This is a genomic window from Cyanobacterium sp. IPPAS B-1200, from assembly GCF_001747005.2.
Taxonomy (GTDB): Bacteria; Cyanobacteriota; Cyanobacteriia; order Cyanobacteriales; family Cyanobacteriaceae; genus Cyanobacterium.
In genome coordinates this window covers 163,515-179,402 of sequence record NZ_CP182899.1, presented here as the reverse complement: position 1 = coordinate 179,402, position 15,888 = coordinate 163,515, and the positions used below count along the sequence as shown (strand labels likewise).

The 15,888-nt window shown below is 37.2% G+C and carries 13 protein-coding genes; 5 read left to right on the top strand and 8 right to left on the bottom strand.

Annotation, left to right across the window (positions count from 1 at the left end; translation table 11 throughout):
- The first annotated feature begins 248 nt into the window (after nt 1–248).
- Nucleotides 249–2,522, top strand: a complete 2,274-nt coding sequence (locus A5482_RS00795; RefSeq protein WP_069789976.1) for a DUF3769 domain-containing protein — start codon at nt 249–251, stop codon at nt 2,520–2,522.
- Between the two features lie 97 nt (nt 2,523–2,619).
- Here the strand turns inward: A5482_RS00795 and A5482_RS00790 are convergent, their stop codons facing one another.
- The gene (locus tag A5482_RS00790) at nt 2,620–3,870 is read right to left on the bottom strand and encodes an aspartate aminotransferase family protein (RefSeq protein WP_069789977.1); all 1,251 of its coding nucleotides are present in this window, start codon (nt 3,868–3,870) and stop codon (nt 2,620–2,622) included.
- A gap of 151 nt (nt 3,871–4,021) precedes the next feature.
- On the bottom strand, nt 4,022–4,558 hold the full coding sequence (locus tag A5482_RS00785; RefSeq protein ID WP_069789978.1) for a universal stress protein: 537 nt from the start codon (nt 4,556–4,558) through the stop codon (nt 4,022–4,024).
- Between the two features lie 389 nt (nt 4,559–4,947).
- Between A5482_RS00785 and A5482_RS00780 the strand changes: the two genes are divergently transcribed.
- Nucleotides 4,948–8,058 carry an alpha-mannosidase gene (locus A5482_RS00780; RefSeq protein WP_069789979.1) on the top strand — a complete coding sequence of 1,037 codons (3,111 nt, stop codon included), beginning with the start codon at nt 4,948–4,950 and terminating at the stop codon, nt 8,056–8,058.
- 183 nt (nt 8,059–8,241) lie between these two features.
- Here A5482_RS00780 and A5482_RS00775 read toward each other — a convergent pair whose 3' ends face one another.
- On the bottom strand, nt 8,242–8,964 hold the full coding sequence (locus A5482_RS00775; RefSeq protein ID WP_069789980.1) for a pyridoxine 5'-phosphate synthase: 723 nt from the start codon (nt 8,962–8,964) through the stop codon (nt 8,242–8,244).
- Between the two features lie 139 nt (nt 8,965–9,103).
- Nucleotides 9,104–9,253, bottom strand: coding sequence for a hypothetical protein (locus A5482_RS00770; protein ID WP_201150042.1), 150 nt, complete (start codon nt 9,251–9,253; stop codon nt 9,104–9,106).
- A 251-nt stretch (nt 9,254–9,504) separates the two neighbouring features.
- Here A5482_RS00770 and A5482_RS00765 point away from each other — a divergent pair, with 251 nt between their 5' ends.
- The gene (locus A5482_RS00765; RefSeq protein ID WP_069789981.1) at nt 9,505–10,689 is read left to right on the top strand and encodes an NAD(P)H-quinone oxidoreductase subunit H; all 1,185 of its coding nucleotides are present in this window, start codon (nt 9,505–9,507) and stop codon (nt 10,687–10,689) included.
- A 129-nt stretch (nt 10,690–10,818) separates the two neighbouring features.
- Nucleotides 10,819–11,943 carry a THUMP domain-containing class I SAM-dependent RNA methyltransferase gene (locus tag A5482_RS00760; RefSeq protein WP_069789982.1) on the top strand — a complete coding sequence of 375 codons (1,125 nt, stop codon included), beginning with the start codon at nt 10,819–10,821 and terminating at the stop codon, nt 11,941–11,943.
- A 59-nt stretch (nt 11,944–12,002) separates the two neighbouring features.
- Here A5482_RS00760 and A5482_RS00755 read toward each other — a convergent pair whose 3' ends face one another.
- From A5482_RS00755 to thrB, 3 genes are all read right to left on the bottom strand, one after another.
- Complete coding sequence (locus tag A5482_RS00755; RefSeq protein ID WP_069789983.1) at nt 12,003–12,755, bottom strand: phycobilisome rod-core linker polypeptide; 753 nt, start codon at nt 12,753–12,755, stop codon at nt 12,003–12,005.
- Nucleotides 12,756–12,877: 122 nt separating this feature from the next.
- Complete coding sequence (locus A5482_RS00750) at nt 12,878–13,363, bottom strand: acyl-CoA thioesterase (protein WP_069789984.1); 486 nt, start codon at nt 13,361–13,363, stop codon at nt 12,878–12,880.
- 74 nt (nt 13,364–13,437) lie between these two features.
- The gene (gene thrB, locus A5482_RS00745; RefSeq protein ID WP_069789985.1) at nt 13,438–14,355 is read right to left on the bottom strand and encodes a homoserine kinase; all 918 of its coding nucleotides are present in this window, start codon (nt 14,353–14,355) and stop codon (nt 13,438–13,440) included.
- A 29-nt stretch (nt 14,356–14,384) separates the two neighbouring features.
- Here thrB and nrtS point away from each other — a divergent pair, with 29 nt between their 5' ends.
- Nucleotides 14,385–14,666, top strand: coding sequence for a nitrate/nitrite transporter NrtS (gene nrtS / locus A5482_RS00740; RefSeq protein WP_069789986.1), 282 nt, complete (start codon nt 14,385–14,387; stop codon nt 14,664–14,666).
- Between the two features lie 61 nt (nt 14,667–14,727).
- On the opposite strand, the gene A5482_RS00735 is transcribed toward nrtS, so the two are convergent.
- On the bottom strand, nt 14,728–15,594 hold the full coding sequence (locus A5482_RS00735; protein ID WP_069789987.1) for a tetratricopeptide repeat protein: 867 nt from the start codon (nt 15,592–15,594) through the stop codon (nt 14,728–14,730).
- Nucleotides 15,595–15,888: the final 294 nt, after the last annotated feature.

Sequence of the window (15,888 nt, the reverse complement as noted above, 5' to 3'; positions counted from 1 at the left end):
TTATTTGCGATAAACCTTGGGAAGATGCTTATAATACTTGTTTGAGTAGGAATGGGGAATAGTAATTAAAAGTTAATTCAAATATGGGTTAAATTGATATGCTGTTACCAAAATTCTAGCAAACCAAAAATTTCGATTAATGATTTAGTATAATTTTCCGTGTCTTGAAATTTTGGACTATATAGTATTAAACGTTGTTAAATAACAATGGCTCACTCTCAAAAAAATTTAGTGGAAAATTAACAAAGATGATTCCGATTTTTACTAGCTCCCTCGTTGCCTTTTCCCCTACTAATGTTTATTTTTCGGAGGAGTTGACAACCATCAACAATAATATTCCTGTGGTGGAAGAAACCATGGACATTACGGAAAATAATCAGGAAATTCCTCTGTTTTCCCAAGATTTAGAATATAATTTAGGTCATTTACCTTTTCAAAACCTACCCATTTCGGAATCATCTTCATGGACAGTGGCACAAACCACCAATACTAATTCTCCAACGGTTCGGACTATCGATGATGAGACGGTGCGATTAGTTGCCACGGAAAGGGGGGGAGAAAAATATCAGTTTGATTTTAATAAAAACTCTGATACTTTTCAGGTTGCCCAAGAAACCGATAACCAAAGTTCTACTATCATCAGTGATGATTTAACTAATGTGGTGGAAATTGTCGCCGATGAACAGGAATTTTCAGATCAAGATAATGTAGTGACGGCGAGGGGAAATGTAGTAATTCGCTTTGCCAATGGGGTGTTGAGTGCGGATCAGGTTTCGGTCAATCTTGATACCAGAGTTGCGGTGGCGCAGGGGGATGTATCCCTTGTCAGGGGAGAACAAATTTTAAGGGGCGATCGCTTCGAGTACTTTTTTGTGCAAAATGAAGGTACTATCCAAAATGCTCGGGGGACAATTTTTCAACCTAGTCTCGATGAGGATGTCAACATAGGAGATACATCCATTGTTCAACCTTCTTTACCCTTTTCTGGGCAAATCAGAGCAAATCAGCCCATTACCCAAGTACAATCTAGTGGCTCTCTAAACCTCCTTTTGGGCAGTGAGCAAGACTTGGAAGCCCTACAAAGTCGATTGGGCATCCCCGTTACCCAAGAGGATGAAACTATTACTCGCCTTAGATTTGAAGCCGAAAGGGTTGATTTTGATGGCCGGGACTGGAAAGCCTTTAATATTAGGGTGACAAATGATCCTTTTTCCCCCCCTGATTTGGAGGTGAGGGCTAGTGAAGCGAGGTTAACTAATATTAGTCCTTTTCGGGATGACTTGAGTGCTGATAATGCTAGGGTGGTTTTAGATCAAACTCTTTCTTTACCTCTGTTTTTTAGCCAGTTTACTTTTAGCTCTCGTCGTCGTCGTCCTTTCTTTTTCTCGGTGGGTTTTGATGGGGAAGATTTGGGGGGTTTATTTATTGAAAGGGATTTTAATATTTATGATGAGAATGATATTGTTCTAAGTATTACCCCTCAATTTTTGGTGCAACGGGCTTTATTTCCTGATTCTGTAGAAGATACTAATATCCCTAATCCCGGAGATAATGGAGGTTTGACTAATCCTTCTAGTTATGGGTTGGTGGTGAAGTTGGATGCTACTTTCAGTGAGCGCACAGAGTTAATTTCTACTACCCACCTAACGGGATTAGATTTGGAGAATTTTAATGATCGTCTTCGGGCTAATATCAGCCTTAACCATAAAATTGGTGATTTGGCGAACCCCTATCGTTTAACGGGGGAGTTTACCAGCAGAGAAAGGTTATTTAACGGCTCTTTAGGTTTTCAGACGGTGGAAAGAAGTATTGGGGCGATTATTACTTCTCCTAACATTCCCTTGGGGAATAGTGGTTATGGTTTAGTTTATCAAGGTTCACTGCAAAATATTACGGCGGATACGGATAGGGTTGAATTGTTGGGTAATGGCGATCGCACTGATAATGAAACTAACCTTACCCGCGCCCAAGCCGCCGCCTTAATTAATGGTAATATCTTCCTTTGGAGAGGTGAAGCCTTGCCTCCAACCCCTAATGAAGGGTTAAAATATACTCCTGCACCCCTAACCCCTTTTGTGGCAGTCACCAACGGTTTAACCGCCATCGGTAACTATTACAGTAACGGAGATACCCAAGGCTCATTAACTGCCAGTGTGGGATTACAAGGACAATTTGGGAACTTTTCCCGCAAAACCTTTGATTATACTAGTTTTAATGTTACTTATAGCCAAGGTTTAGCTAACAGTAACTCCCCCTTTCTTTTTGATCGTTTTGCTGATACCCGTGTATTGTCCGTGGGCTTGAATCAACAAGTATATGGGCCTGTGAGGGCTGGTTTTCAAACCTTTATTAACCTCGACACCGATGAAGCCATTAGCACCGATTATATTCTTGAATATAGTCGTCGTGCCTATGGTATTCTTTTACGTTACAACCCTGTCTTGGAGATTGGTTCAGTAAATTTCCGCATCAGTAATTTTAACTGGTCTGGAGATACCACATCCTTTGATGGTAGAGATTAGATTTAATGGATAATTGAGGATGAATAATTGTCAAAGTTTACAACTTAATCCTTAATAAAGAGATTGGGGGGACGTTCCATCAAACGTCCCTATGCAACTAGACTAAATCCTTCAGGGTTTGTTCTAAAATATCAGCCCCTTGGTCAATTTCTTCACTGGAAATGATTAAAGGAGGTACAAAACGAATTACTTTAGGCCCTGCGGGGGCTAGTAATAAACCTTTTTCCATGGCTTTTTTAACTACTTCAATGGAGGTTAAATCGGCATCGGCTTTGATTTCAATACCGTTAATTAAACCCCAACCTCTCACTTCTTCAAATATTTGAGGATAGGCAGTTGCGATCGCTCTTAAGCGGGTTCTAAGTTGTTCTCCACGGGCCTGAACATTTTGTAAAATACCCCCACTCTCGACAGTTTCTAGCACCTTGAGAGCCGCAGCACAAACGAAGGGATTCCCGCCGAAGGTACTTGCATGGTTGCCAGGTTCAAAAACATCACAACTAGCCTTACACATCATCGCTCCGATGGGGATACCCCCAGCCAATCCTTTAGCACTGGTGAAAATATCAGGCTCAACCCCCAGATTTTCATAGCCCCACATTTTTCCTGTGCGTCCTACTCCCACTTGCACCTCATCAAACACCAGAAGAATGCCCGTATCATCGCATATTTTTCTGAGTCTAAGGAAGTAGTCCAAATCCCCTGGGCGCACACCGCCTTCCCCTTGTAATGGCTCTATCATGATAGCAGCTACACGGCGATCGCCCTCATCAATATCAGTAATAGCTTCTTCTACCGCACGAATATCATTATAGTTTACATATTCAAACCCCGGAACTAAAGGCTGGAAGTGCTTTTGATACTTGGGTTGTCCCGTTGCCGTGACAGTCGCCAAAGTTCGTCCATGAAAACTAGACTTCGCCGTTAAAATTACAGGCTCTTCTAAAAATTCTAATACAGTATGGGCATATTTTCTCACCAGCTTAATGGCCGCTTCATTAGCCTCAGCCCCAGAATTACAAAAGAAAACCTTATCCGCACAGGAATTTTCTACAATCTTTTTTGCTAATTCCCCCTGTTCAGGGATATAGTAAAGATTGGATACATGATGTAATTTTTTGATTTGCTCAGTAACCGCTTCAATTAAAGCAGGATGTCCATGGCCAAGGGTACAAGTAGCAATTCCTGCTACAAAATCAAGATATTCTTTTCCTTCCGTATCCCACAACTTACAGCCTTCTCCTTTTTCGATAGTTACAGGAAAACGCCCATAGGTATTCATTACGTATTTATCAAAAGTGTCTCTTTCCGTTACGTCAAAGCTAGATGTTAAAGTTGCCGTGCTCACAAATTAAACTCCTTAAATTTTCTTAAAGACTTTTTTACTGTTTAAATATTAATAATTAACTTTTATTGTGTCACATTAACTTTTATTCGACTGCCAATGGTAAGGAATTGAAGACAATTTAACAACCGTGCCAAACTAAAATTATTCATGATTAATTGTTTGTACCATGTTGTATGACCAAAACAGCACAAGGAGCATTATGGACAACATAGTTGCTGACACTACCTAGTAAAGCCTCTCCTAAACCTTTTAAACCACGGCGCCCAGTAACGATTAAATCCGCTTCCCAATCCTTTGCTAATTCACAGATTTCTACGGCAATACTACCAGTCAGACACATAAATTCGCATCTAACATCTGCTTGGTATGCTTCAGCTTGTAGCGATTCTAACCATTCATTTATTTTTTTCTTACTATTTTCTAACATTTCTTGCTCTACATCCCACACTTCTGAGGTGTACATTCCACTACCCACCACAGAGGGCATTAACAAATCGGCATTATGGGATAAATTCTCATGTAAACAATGGCACAACATTAATTCACTATGATTATTTTTCGCTATCTCTAGGGCTTGTTGATAGACTTCTTTATTATTTTCTGGGTAGTCTAAACTTACAATAATTTTATGAAAGCCTAGGGATAAACTATTGTTTTTTTTCTTTTCACTATCTAATTTTTTATCCATGGTTTTGTACCTTTGGTATATTTTCCCCTATTTATATTTTGACATCACTACTTAGTTTTGAAGGGTTTATGATAAAAAAATTAACTTTGTTTTTATGGTACAACAATTTTTAATTATTAATGCTAGATTTTTTTCTAAATGATTTGTCACTAAAATATTTTGTATAATCAGTAAGATAAAGTTAAGAATTAAAGTAATACGGAAATATTAGATTCTGAAAAATTAATGTACAATTATAATCATGAATAATTTGCCATCAAATTACTATTTGTAAAACGTTTTACTCTTGTTCAAAGATTAGAGTAAGGTTTTTAAATAATTTGTTTATTAAAACAAAGGTATTATATTACTAATATAAATCAGTCTATATCAATATATATTTTTTATAAATGTTAGTACAAGAAACTATAAATAAACTTAAATCTTTAACTGAACTAGACATACAAAACCACTGGTATTTTTTAGACGAAAAATTATTACCCCCTCCCTTAGCTATAGATAATAATTGGCAAAAGGCGATCGCCAATGAAAAAAAATATTTAGTTTGGGAAAAAGGTAATAAAATTCGTTGGTTTGCTCAAAAAATAACCATTCCAGATCATCTAAATAACTATCCTCTTGATAACCTCTCACTACGAATTGGATTAACATGGTGGGCAGAATCAGCAGAGATATATATTAATGATAAATTAGTCTGTGAAGGAGATTTATTTGACTCATCAAGTCGAGTTTTAATTACTAATAACAGTCAACCAAATGAAGAGTTTATCATTAGTCTAAAATTAGTTAGTCCGAATCATGACATCGGAGGACTAATGTCTTCTCGATGTCTTTATGAAAGTGAATATAACACCATTGATCCTAGTTTTGTAGCTAATGAACTAACCGTTTTATCTCAATATATTGATAACTTTTACCCCGAAGATAAAATTAAATTAGAGAATGCTATTCAACTAATTAACTGGAATAATGTTAATAATCAAAACTCATTTAATCAATCATTAATTGAGTTGAGAAATAAACTTTTACCTCTATCTGCATATATAAAAAATAGAAACTTTTATTTATTAGGTCATGCCCATTTAGACATGGCTTGGTTATGGACAATGGATGAAACTTATACCGTTGCTCAACGAACTTTTAACTCAGCATTAAATTTACAAAAAGATAGTCTTTCATTAACATTTGGACATACCACTGCATACCTATATCAATGGATAGAAAATCATAATAAACCTTTATTTGCTCAAATTCAAGCAAAAGTAAAAAATAATACTTGGGAAATATTAGGGGGAATGTGGGTAGAGGCAGAAGTTAATTTAATTAGTGGAGAATCATTAATTAGACAAGTATTATATGGACAAAAATATTTCCAAGAAAAGTTTGCAAAATATAATCGGGTGGCATGGTTGCCTGATAGTTTTGGTTTTCCTGCCCAATTGCCTCAGATTCTGAGTTTGGGAGAAATTGATTATTTCGTAACAGGAAAGCTACACTGGAATGATACTAATAAGTTTCCCCATGGTTGTTTTTGGTGGCAGTCTCCTGATGGGAGTAGGATTTTTACGGCCATGTCTCCTCCAAATGTGGCGGGGGTAATGAATACAAATCCTGTGGTGATGAGTGATTATAGTGTAGATTGGGAAAAGCAAACGGGATTACAGGACATTTTTTGGTTGCCGGGGGTGGGTGATCATGGGGGAGGTCCTACCCGTGATATGTTGGATGTAGTGAAACGTTATGATGACTCTCCATTTTTTCCGCAGGTAAATTTTGCTAAGGCGGAAAATTATTTAGATAAAATTAAGGATAAATCAAAAGGTAATATTCCCATATGGAATGAAGATATTTATTTAGAGTTACATCGGGGTTGTTATACTACCCATGGAGATCAAAAATATTTTAATAGATATTGTGAGAAGTTACTTTTTCAGGCTGAGTTATTCTCTACAATTATTAATGTTTTAAATCATAACTATCAGATGTGTGTTAAACAAGTTAATGAGATACAGTTTAAAATTGATGATTTATGGCAAAAAGTACTATTAAATCAATTTCATGATATTCTTCCAGGTACTTCTATTACTCCAGTTTTTACAGAAGCTAATCAACTTTGGCAAGAGGTAATAGAAGAAGGAGAATTAATTTTACAAGATTGTTTAAAGGCGATCGCCTTTAATATTGATAATACAGAAAAAGAGTTACCAAAAGGAGCAAAAAGAGTAATAATTTTCAATAGCTTAAATTGGAAACGCTCAGAAATAGTGGAGATAGATGTTGATGGAAAACAGTATCAAGCAAAAGACTGTCAGGGTAATATATTAGAAACTCAAATTTCTGAAGAGAATAAGCTATTAGTTTTTGTTAATAATATTTATGGCGTTGGCTATACTCAATTAATATTAACTCCTGCCCAAGAAATAGATAAATTAAAACCTTTAAAATTAGAAACCGAATTTATTTTACAAAATGAATTTATAAAAGCAAAAATTGATCCTAAAACAGGAAACTTAATCAGCATTTATGATTACAACATAGGCAAAGAAATAATTAATGGTCAAGGGAATGAATTACAACTATTTCAAGACAATGGTCAATATTGGGATGCTTGGAACATTGACCCTAATTATGAAAAATATCCCCTAAACAATCCTAAATTAATAGAGATTCAGTGGCTAGAAAATGGAAAATTAAGACAAACCATAAAAATAGTTAAAAAATATAATAAATCAACCTTCACTCAGAAATATATCTTAAATTGTAATAGTCCTATTATTTATGTTGAGAATAGCATCGATTGGCGAGAAGAATATACCCTTTTAAAAGTTAACTTCCCCCTAAACTTTACTAGCCCCAAAGCTTATTATGAAACTCCCTGTGCAGTGATGGAATATCCTACCACACCAAAAACTGCATTACAAAAAGCAAAATGGGAAATTTGCGCCCATCATTGGGTTGACTTAAGCAATGATAAATATGGAGTAAGTTTACTAAACAATTGTAAATACGGTCATGATTTTAAACCAAATCAAATTCGACTAAGTTTGTTGCGTAGTCCTAAATGGCCTGACCCTACTTCTGATATGATGATACATAACTTTACCTATGCTATATATCCCCATCAAGATAGTTGGCAAGATGCAAAAACTGTTCATAAAGGCTATGAGTTAAATGTACCTTTACAAGTAATAGTTTTAGAGGAAAATGAGCATAATGCTGATATATTACCCTCAGCCCAAGAGTTTTTAAATTTAGGTTCAAATAATTTAATTTTGACAGCCTTAAAACAAAGTTATGATGACCATAATCAAATTATTATACGTTGTTATGAAGCAGAGAATAAACCTGCTAATTTTCTCTTAAAAAACACTTTAAATTTAAGAGTTCACAAAAAAGTCAATATTTTAGAAAATGCCCTCAATGACATTGATTGCAAATCTATTAAACCTTGCGAAATTGCTACTTATGTTATTATCTCAGAATCAGAGGAAAATGTTTAGTTTTGTAGAGCAAAACATAAAGTAACTTCTCATTAATAGAGACTTTTGCACTTTTTGAACGTAATTAAAAAATATTGCGAAGAGCCACAGTTACATCTATTTTCCGATGCTTATATTCAAACCGTGTAACCTAACCAAATACACGGCTTAAAACATTTAATTCAATTCACTAAACCTAATCAATTAAAGTTCTCCCCTCATAGCCAACTTCATCTCCCTTACAGCCCTTTCTAAACCAACCAAAACAGCACGGCTAATAATACTATGACCAATATTTAACTCCTCCATGCCCTCAATACAAGCCACAGGGTAAACATTCCAATAAGTCAAACCATGACCAGCATTCACCCTCAAACCTAAATCAAGGGCTTGTTTTGTACCCACCTTCAGGGCTTCTAACTCCTTCCCCTCAATGTCCTTATTTGGAGCATCAGCATATTTTCCTGTGTGCAACTCAATAAACAAAGCCTTAGTTTTGAAAGATGCCTCTATTTGAGCTTCATCAGCATCAATAAACCAACTTACAGGAATACCAGCGCCCTGTAACCTCTCAACCACATCAGTAAAACGACTTAAATTTTTTACAATATCAATACCCCCTTCCGTGGTTACTTCCTCTCTTTTTTCAGGTACAAGAGTGACATAATCAGGTTTAATATCTAGGGCAATATTGATCATCTCCTCTGTGGGAGCCATTTCTAAATTTAAATGAGTGCGTACTATTTGCCTTAGTAGCTTAATATCTCGATCTTGAATGTGTCGTCTATCTTCTCTAAGGTGCGCTGTAATGCCATCAGCCCCTGCTAATTCGGCTAACACGGCGGCCCCAATGGGATCAGGTTCTACGGTACGTCTAGCTTGGCGAATGGTCGCCACGTGGTCAATATTTACACCAAGGGTTAACAATTTTATCTACTACTCCTTTTGTTAGACTTGTGAAAAAAATTTGATGTCCGAAATGCTTTTTTTGATAAAAGGGAAATTCAACGGTCAACCATTAACAGTTAAATTTCCTAACAAATAATAAATTTGGCTAGTCTCTGAACTATTTGATTTTATTTTGTTGGGCTTGAACTTGATGTAACAATAAGTCTATTTCGGCTTCTAGGTGAATGTATTTTACTTGTTGGTCAGCGTTGTAGGCTCTTTGTAACTGTTCTATTTTAGAGTCTTTAGATTGAGATTGAGTAGCCATAATTATAAAAAGTTTATTATTGTTGATTTTATTAAAGTTAAGTAACTGATTGTAACTTAGATTTACATGTTATGTTATTTATTAAGAAAAGTAAAGATGTATTTACCTAACCCCATGGGAAACAAAAGGCTAATAACCTATAAAATATAAGAATAATAATTAATAATAGAGATTAGAGACTAAATCATTGTCGAATTTCTCCACTAAATTGTTTCACAGGTTGAAATATTAACAAAATATAAATTTGCTATATGCCTAAAATTGAAACTAGAACAGAACCCATGGTATTAAACATGGGACCCCATCACCCCTCCATGCACGGGGTGTTAAGGTTAATTCTTACCCTCGATGGTGAAGACGTAGTCGATTGTGAGCCTGTCATCGGTTATTTACACCGAGGTATGGAAAAGATTGCGGAAAGCCGTACCAATGTAATGTATGTCCCCTACGTTAGCCGTTGGGATTATGCAGCAGGAATGTTTAATGAGGCTATTACGGTTAATGCTCCTGAAAAGTTGGCAGATATTGATGTTCCGAAAAGGGCTCAATATATTAGGGTAATTATGCTTGAGCTTAATCGCATCGCTAATCATCTTCTCTGGCTTGGCCCTTTCTTGGCTGATGTAGGTGCCCAAACTCCCTTTTTCTATATTTTCCGTGAACGGGAAATGATCTATGATTTATGGGAGTCGGCTTCGGGAATGCGCTTAATCAACAATAACTATTTCCGCATTGGTGGGGTAGCGGTTGATTTACCCTATGGTTGGGTAGATAAGTGTGAAGATTTTTGTGACTATTTCTTACCCAAGGTTGATGAGTACGAAAAGTTAATTACTAATAATCCTATTTTCCGTAAAAGGGTTGAGGGTATTGGTACTATTACCCGTGAACAGGCTATTAACTGGGGTTTATCTGGCCCTATGTTGCGTGGTTCTGGGGTAAAGTGGGATCTTAGAAAGGTTGACCACTACGAATGTTATGATGATTTTGATTGGGATGTTCAGTGGGAAACTGCTGGGGATTGTTTTTCTCGATATTTGATTCGCATTCGGGAAATGCGTGAGTCTATTAAGATTATTCGTCAAGCCCTAAAAGGTTTACCTGGTGGCCCTTATGAAAATTTGGAAGCTAAAAGAATGGCTGAGGGTAAAAAGTCTGAGTGGAATGATTTTGAGTATCAGTACATTGCGAAAAAGGTAGCCCCTACGTTCAAAATTCCTGAAGGTGAGCATTATGTTCGCATGGAAAGTGGCAAGGGTGAGTTGGGCATCTTTATTGTGGGTAATAATGATGTGTTCCCTTGGCGTTGGAAAATTAGAGCTCCTGATTTTAATAATTTACAGATTCTTCCTCATTTACTAAAAGGGGTTAAGGTTGCTGATGTGATGGCAATTCTCGGTAGTATTGATGTAATTATGGGATCTGTGGATCGTTAATCTGCTCTTTGGAATCTATATTTAAGGGTGCTTTTCGGAGCATCCTTTTTTGTATTATTTTTATATCTGGATTTATTCGGTTAATTTGGTGAATAATTAGTAGATAGAGTAAAAAATAATTAATTATTAATGACCTATCAATATTTTGCCACTGTAGGCAGAGGTTTGGAAGATATTGCCGCCCAAGAGATTATAAGTTTGGGGGGGACAAATGTTGAAACAGATTTTACGGGGGTTCATTTTGAGGGGGATACAGAGTTACTTTATCGGGTAAATTTATGGAGTAGGACGATATTTCGGGTTTTATTAACCTTAGAAACAGTGCCTAGTCGTGATTCAGACCAACTTTATGAGAGCGTAAAAAGTTTTGATTGGTCTAGTTATGTTAATCCTTCTCAAACCTTGGCGGTTCATTGTACGGGCAAGAGTCCTCGCCTTAATCATAGTCATTTTACTGCTTTACAGGTTAAAAGTGCGATCGTTGATCAACAACAAGAAAAGTACGGCATAAGATCTGATGTGGATACAGAAAATCCAGACGTGATTATCAATGCCCATATTCGTCATAATAAATGTACCCTGAGCTTGGACAGTTCTGGAGAAAGCCTCCATCGTCGAGGTTATCGCCCTGCTATGGGACGAGCGCCCCTTAAAGAAACCTTGGCAGCGGCTTTGTTATATATGACCGATTGGACTCCTGATTTACCTTTAGTAGATCCTCTTTGTGGCTCTGGTAGTTTACCTATCGAGGCTACTTTAATGGCTCTGAACATTGCTCCTGGACTATATCGAAAGGATTTTGCTTTCCAAAAATGGGCAGATTTTGACCCTGATTTATGGGAGAAAGTGTTTGCGGAGGCAGAGGCTAGTGAAAAAGATACTATGCCCATAATTACGGGCAGTGATGCGGAGGAAGATGTGATTATCCAAGCCAGAAGTAATGCTCGTGCCTGTGGATTTGCCGATAAGGTGAAGTTTTATCATCAAAGGTTGATTGATGTGGAAGCCCCTGCGGATCATGGTGTCCTCATTTGTAATCCTCCCTATGGTAAAAGACTGTCAGAAACAGAGCAGTTATTTCCCCTTTATAAATTGTTGGGGGATGTTCTCAAGCAAAGATTTAAGGGATGGACTGGTTATATTCTCAGTGGAAATAAAGAACTAACTAAGAAAATTGGTCTAAGGACTTCTCAACGGATTCCTGTGGATAACGGGGGAATTCCTTGTACTCTGTTGAAGTACGAGCTTTATTAAAAAAAAAGGCAACGGGGCAAAACCCCATTGCTTGTCATTTTAATCGAGGGCAGATCACCTTATGATTTACGATAAGGAACTCTGTCTAAGCTGATATTCATAGCCGATACACGGGGAGCAGGAGTAGGCTTACTACCAATGCTACGAGCTAGATTGAGATAACCAGAGGGATCTCCTGCTTTGACTTGTTTTTCTTGGGGAGTAAAACGACGAACTTGATTTTGCCAAATAACTTGAGGGAAACCAAGCTGATTGCGATGATACTCGTTGTAACGAGGAGATTTGATGTTGAAAGGTCTTTCACCTAGTTCACGGGAAGGTAAGTTACGACGACGTTGATAGGGTACGATGTCATAACCAAAACTTTCAAGATATTCGTCGGAGTTTAATAACTCATCGATGAATCCTTTGTAACCTTTGGTGGCAATGACGATAGACCAAGCAATCTTTTCTCTTTCGTTAAAGACATCACGACCTAAAACCTTTTGTACGCAATGCTCTACAAAGCGATAGTTACTATTTTTTTCGTAAAAACTGTTTCTAAAAGTTTCTGATAATAATAAGCCACGAATGAAATCACGAACGGTGATTTGGCGATTACGTAGTTGAGATTCTAGGGCGACTTCACGGTCAGATTTGAAGGCATGAAAGAAAATTTGACGATAGGCAGCCTCAATGAGGTTGTCCATGTCGGATGCGAAAAGTAAGTTTTCCGCATTATAGATTTTTGGTTGCTCATCTCCGCCAACCTCGAATCCTTCTACACGAGAATTCTGAGAGCTGGGAGTGTAATTAAGAAGAGGAAGAGTCAAGGATTTTACCTCCGTATTTTTTGTATTTTAAAATATTTTTTCTTCAATCAATAGCATAATCGACAAGGGCTACGGAACTGAATAAACGTAAAGAATTGTTACACTCAATCCCAGAAAAATGGTCATGACATCTTGACTAAGGCTTGTTGTAATATGGGGGGTAGTTGCCTCAAAACCTTGCCTTTTTGGGTATCTATGCCCACGAGGGTGACTCTACCTGAAAGGTAAAGATTCTGAGAGGAGAAGGAAACTATTTCATAATCCCAGTGCATTCTCACTTTTTGGATTTCGTTGACACGGGTTTTGACGATCGCACTTTCTCCCATTTTTAGGGGTTGATGATAGCGAAGATTAATTTCCACCACGGGTAATTCACAACCAGCACTGACTAAATCGGCGTATTCGATGCCAATGCTACGCAGATATTCAATTCTGGCTTCTTCTAGCCAAGGGATGTAATTGCCGTGCCATACTATTCCTGCATAGTCGGTGTGGTGAGGATGGACGGTGATGGGATATTCAAACCATTTTTCGATGGTCGCCCTCAAACTGTGATCAACCTCAATATCTGTGGTAGGTGGTAATTGGGGATTATTTTCTTGTGTCATATCGATTTGGTTTGGATCAATAAACGTTTTAGTTTTGACGGGGAATAGTGTTAACAACGAAGAATTTTTAATTGTCAATTCTCAATTACTTCCGCTCCTTTTGTGTCAATTAAGAGCGATCGCACTTTAGCTGTTATCCCAACTTGTAACCAAGCCTTTTCCATGGCTTCAGCCACCCCCTGAGCTTCATTCTGGGGACACAAAGCCAATAATGTAGGTCCCGCCCCACTAATCACCATACCATAACCACCATGGCTTAATACCGCCTGTTCTACTTCACCATAACCGTTTATTAAACTACGGCGATAGGGCTGGTGTAATTTATCCTGTAAGGCTTCAGATAACCATGCACCATTACCCGTTTCCAAACCCCTCAAAAGTAAACCTAAATGACCAATATTAAATACCGCATCCCCATAACTTAAACTTTTGGGTAAAACCCCCCTCGCTTCTTCGGTAGATAACTCAAAATCGGGAATGCCCAACACAAAGGCAATGTCATCATTAACTGGGATAGGTACAAAATGCCAACTATCTCCATTACCCACCGAAAGGATACAGTTTCCCATAAATGCTGGAATTACATTATCAGGATGACCTTCAATGGCGATCGCCAAGTGCATTAACTCTGAAGAAGATAAAGGCTTTTGAGCAAAATAATTAGCCCCTAATAATCCCCCCACAATGGCAGTGGCAGAACTTCCCAATCCTCTAGCAAGGGGTACACCCACTTTTATATTGATATTTACAGGGGGAATTTCTTCCCCAATATGTTCGTAAACCTTGACAAAAGATTGGTATAACAAATTATCTTCCCCAAGACTAATTTTTTCTCCTTCCATGCCAGAAACCTTGAAGGAAGTACCGTTAGAGCTTCGGGTAAATTCAAATTCGTTATAAAGACTTAAGGCCGCCCCCAAACAATCAAACCCCGGACCAATATTTGCAGTGGTTGCAGGGACTCTAATTACCATAGAATTACTTTTAGCCATCTATAAAAATATAATTTTTTTCTTTAACGATGAATAATAGTTTAACCAGTTATGGGCAATATTTAGTTACCCCCAAATATGCGAAAAAGGGTTTTAAAGTGGCTCTATTTGTTGGTACTGTTATTTTTCTAATTAATCACGGTGCGGCCTTAACCCAAGGAAAAATGACCCCCCAACGGTGGTTGAGCGGAATTTTAAGTTACTCTGTTCCTTATTTTGTTAGTATCCATGGTCAATGGTCTGTCGCTAAAAAGAATAAGTCAGAGAAAGAAATTGTCTCTCATGTTGAGGAGCTAACCATTAATCGCTAAGTGCTAATTTATAACAGATAGTCTTTTAAGATTTAGAATTTTAGGAAAATAATTTTTTAGCTTATTCTTCTAAAGGTACTAAATTGTCTTCTACTATCCTTTTCACCGTGGGATTTTCAAAAAACACTTTAGTATCAGCCATGAGATTTTCACCCCATAAATTCATAATTAAATAGTCAAGATTACCGTATTTTCCATCTAATCTTAAGGCTTGAGTGACCATACGAATGGCTTCCCCTTGTTGTCCTTGATTATACAAAGCCACGGCAATGGCAAGGGTAGGTTCGGCCTGAGATTCATCTATGGCAAGGGTATCACGCCAAAGGGCGATCGCCCTGTCCTTATTTCCTGCTTCGTATTCCGCTAAGCCAATATTATTCTTCGCTGGCCAAAATTCTTCATCAAGCTCGAAAGATTTTTGATAAGATGCGATCGCATCAGGAAATTGTTGTAACTGTAAATAGGAATTACCAAGATCAAAAAATACTTGAGTATTACCACTGTCAAGGGCTAAACCATCCTGAAGGGTAGTAACAGCGGATTCATAATCACCTAGCTGAAAATAAGAATTACCCAAAGCAAACAAAACCTCTGCCTCATCAGGTGCCAACTCCCTCGCTTTCACAAAAGCATCAACTCCAGCCTGAGAATGTCCTTGTTGAAGGTGTAAAGTACCCAAAATAAACCAAGTTTCATACTGATTAGGCACTAAACGAGCCGCTAACTTTGCCCTCGACAAAGCCAAATCATACTCCTGAAAACGAATCAATTGCACCGCATCCTGTAACAACTGAGAGCCATAGGGGGCAAGAACCTCAGAATCTACATCTGGACTATAGGGAATCACAGCTTGAGCCTTTACCCTCCCGGGGTTAAAAGTTACTCCTAAAAGCACTAAAACAGACAATAACCAATTACGATATAACACTATTGTTAAATTTTGCGAACTAAAATAATATATCGCCTCAATTGTAACAAGCAAATAATGATAATAGATATATTCTTGACATATATCACAACATAAATATGGGCAGATTCCTTAAATCAAACTTAATTAAGTCTAATGAGACAAAATATATACCAATAATAAAAAACAACAAAAATAACTAATAAAGTATAAATATATGTGGCAAAAGTTAAAAAGATTTGTTAGATTTTTTTTTAGAAAATCCAGAAAAATTGATGATGAGCCGATCAATAAAGTAAGTTTAATTCTGATTAT

What these genes read in the sequence shown, in the direction of transcription:
- A5482_RS00765 (WP_069789981.1), top strand. Translation starts at nt 9,505, where the DNA reads ATGCCTAAAATTGAAACTAGAACAGAACCCATGGTATTAAACATGGGA.
- A5482_RS00760 (WP_069789982.1), top strand. Translation starts at nt 10,819, where the DNA reads ATGACCTATCAATATTTTGCCACTGTAGGCAGAGGTTTGGAAGATATT.
- A5482_RS00795 (WP_069789976.1), top strand. Translation starts at nt 249, where the DNA reads ATGATTCCGATTTTTACTAGCTCCCTCGTTGCCTTTTCCCCTACTAAT.
- nrtS (WP_069789986.1), top strand. Translation starts at nt 14,385, where the DNA reads ATGAATAATAGTTTAACCAGTTATGGGCAATATTTAGTTACCCCCAAA.
- thrB (WP_069789985.1), bottom strand. Translation starts at nt 14,355, where the DNA reads ATGGCTAAAAGTAATTCTATGGTAATTAGAGTCCCTGCAACCACTGCA.
- A5482_RS00785 (WP_069789978.1), bottom strand. Translation starts at nt 4,558, where the DNA reads ATGGATAAAAAATTAGATAGTGAAAAGAAAAAAAACAATAGTTTATCC.
- A5482_RS00750 (WP_069789984.1), bottom strand. Translation starts at nt 13,363, where the DNA reads ATGACACAAGAAAATAATCCCCAATTACCACCTACCACAGATATTGAG.
- A5482_RS00770 (WP_201150042.1), bottom strand. Translation starts at nt 9,253, where the DNA reads ATGGCTACTCAATCTCAATCTAAAGACTCTAAAATAGAACAGTTACAA.
- A5482_RS00780 (WP_069789979.1), top strand. Translation starts at nt 4,948, where the DNA reads ATGTTAGTACAAGAAACTATAAATAAACTTAAATCTTTAACTGAACTA.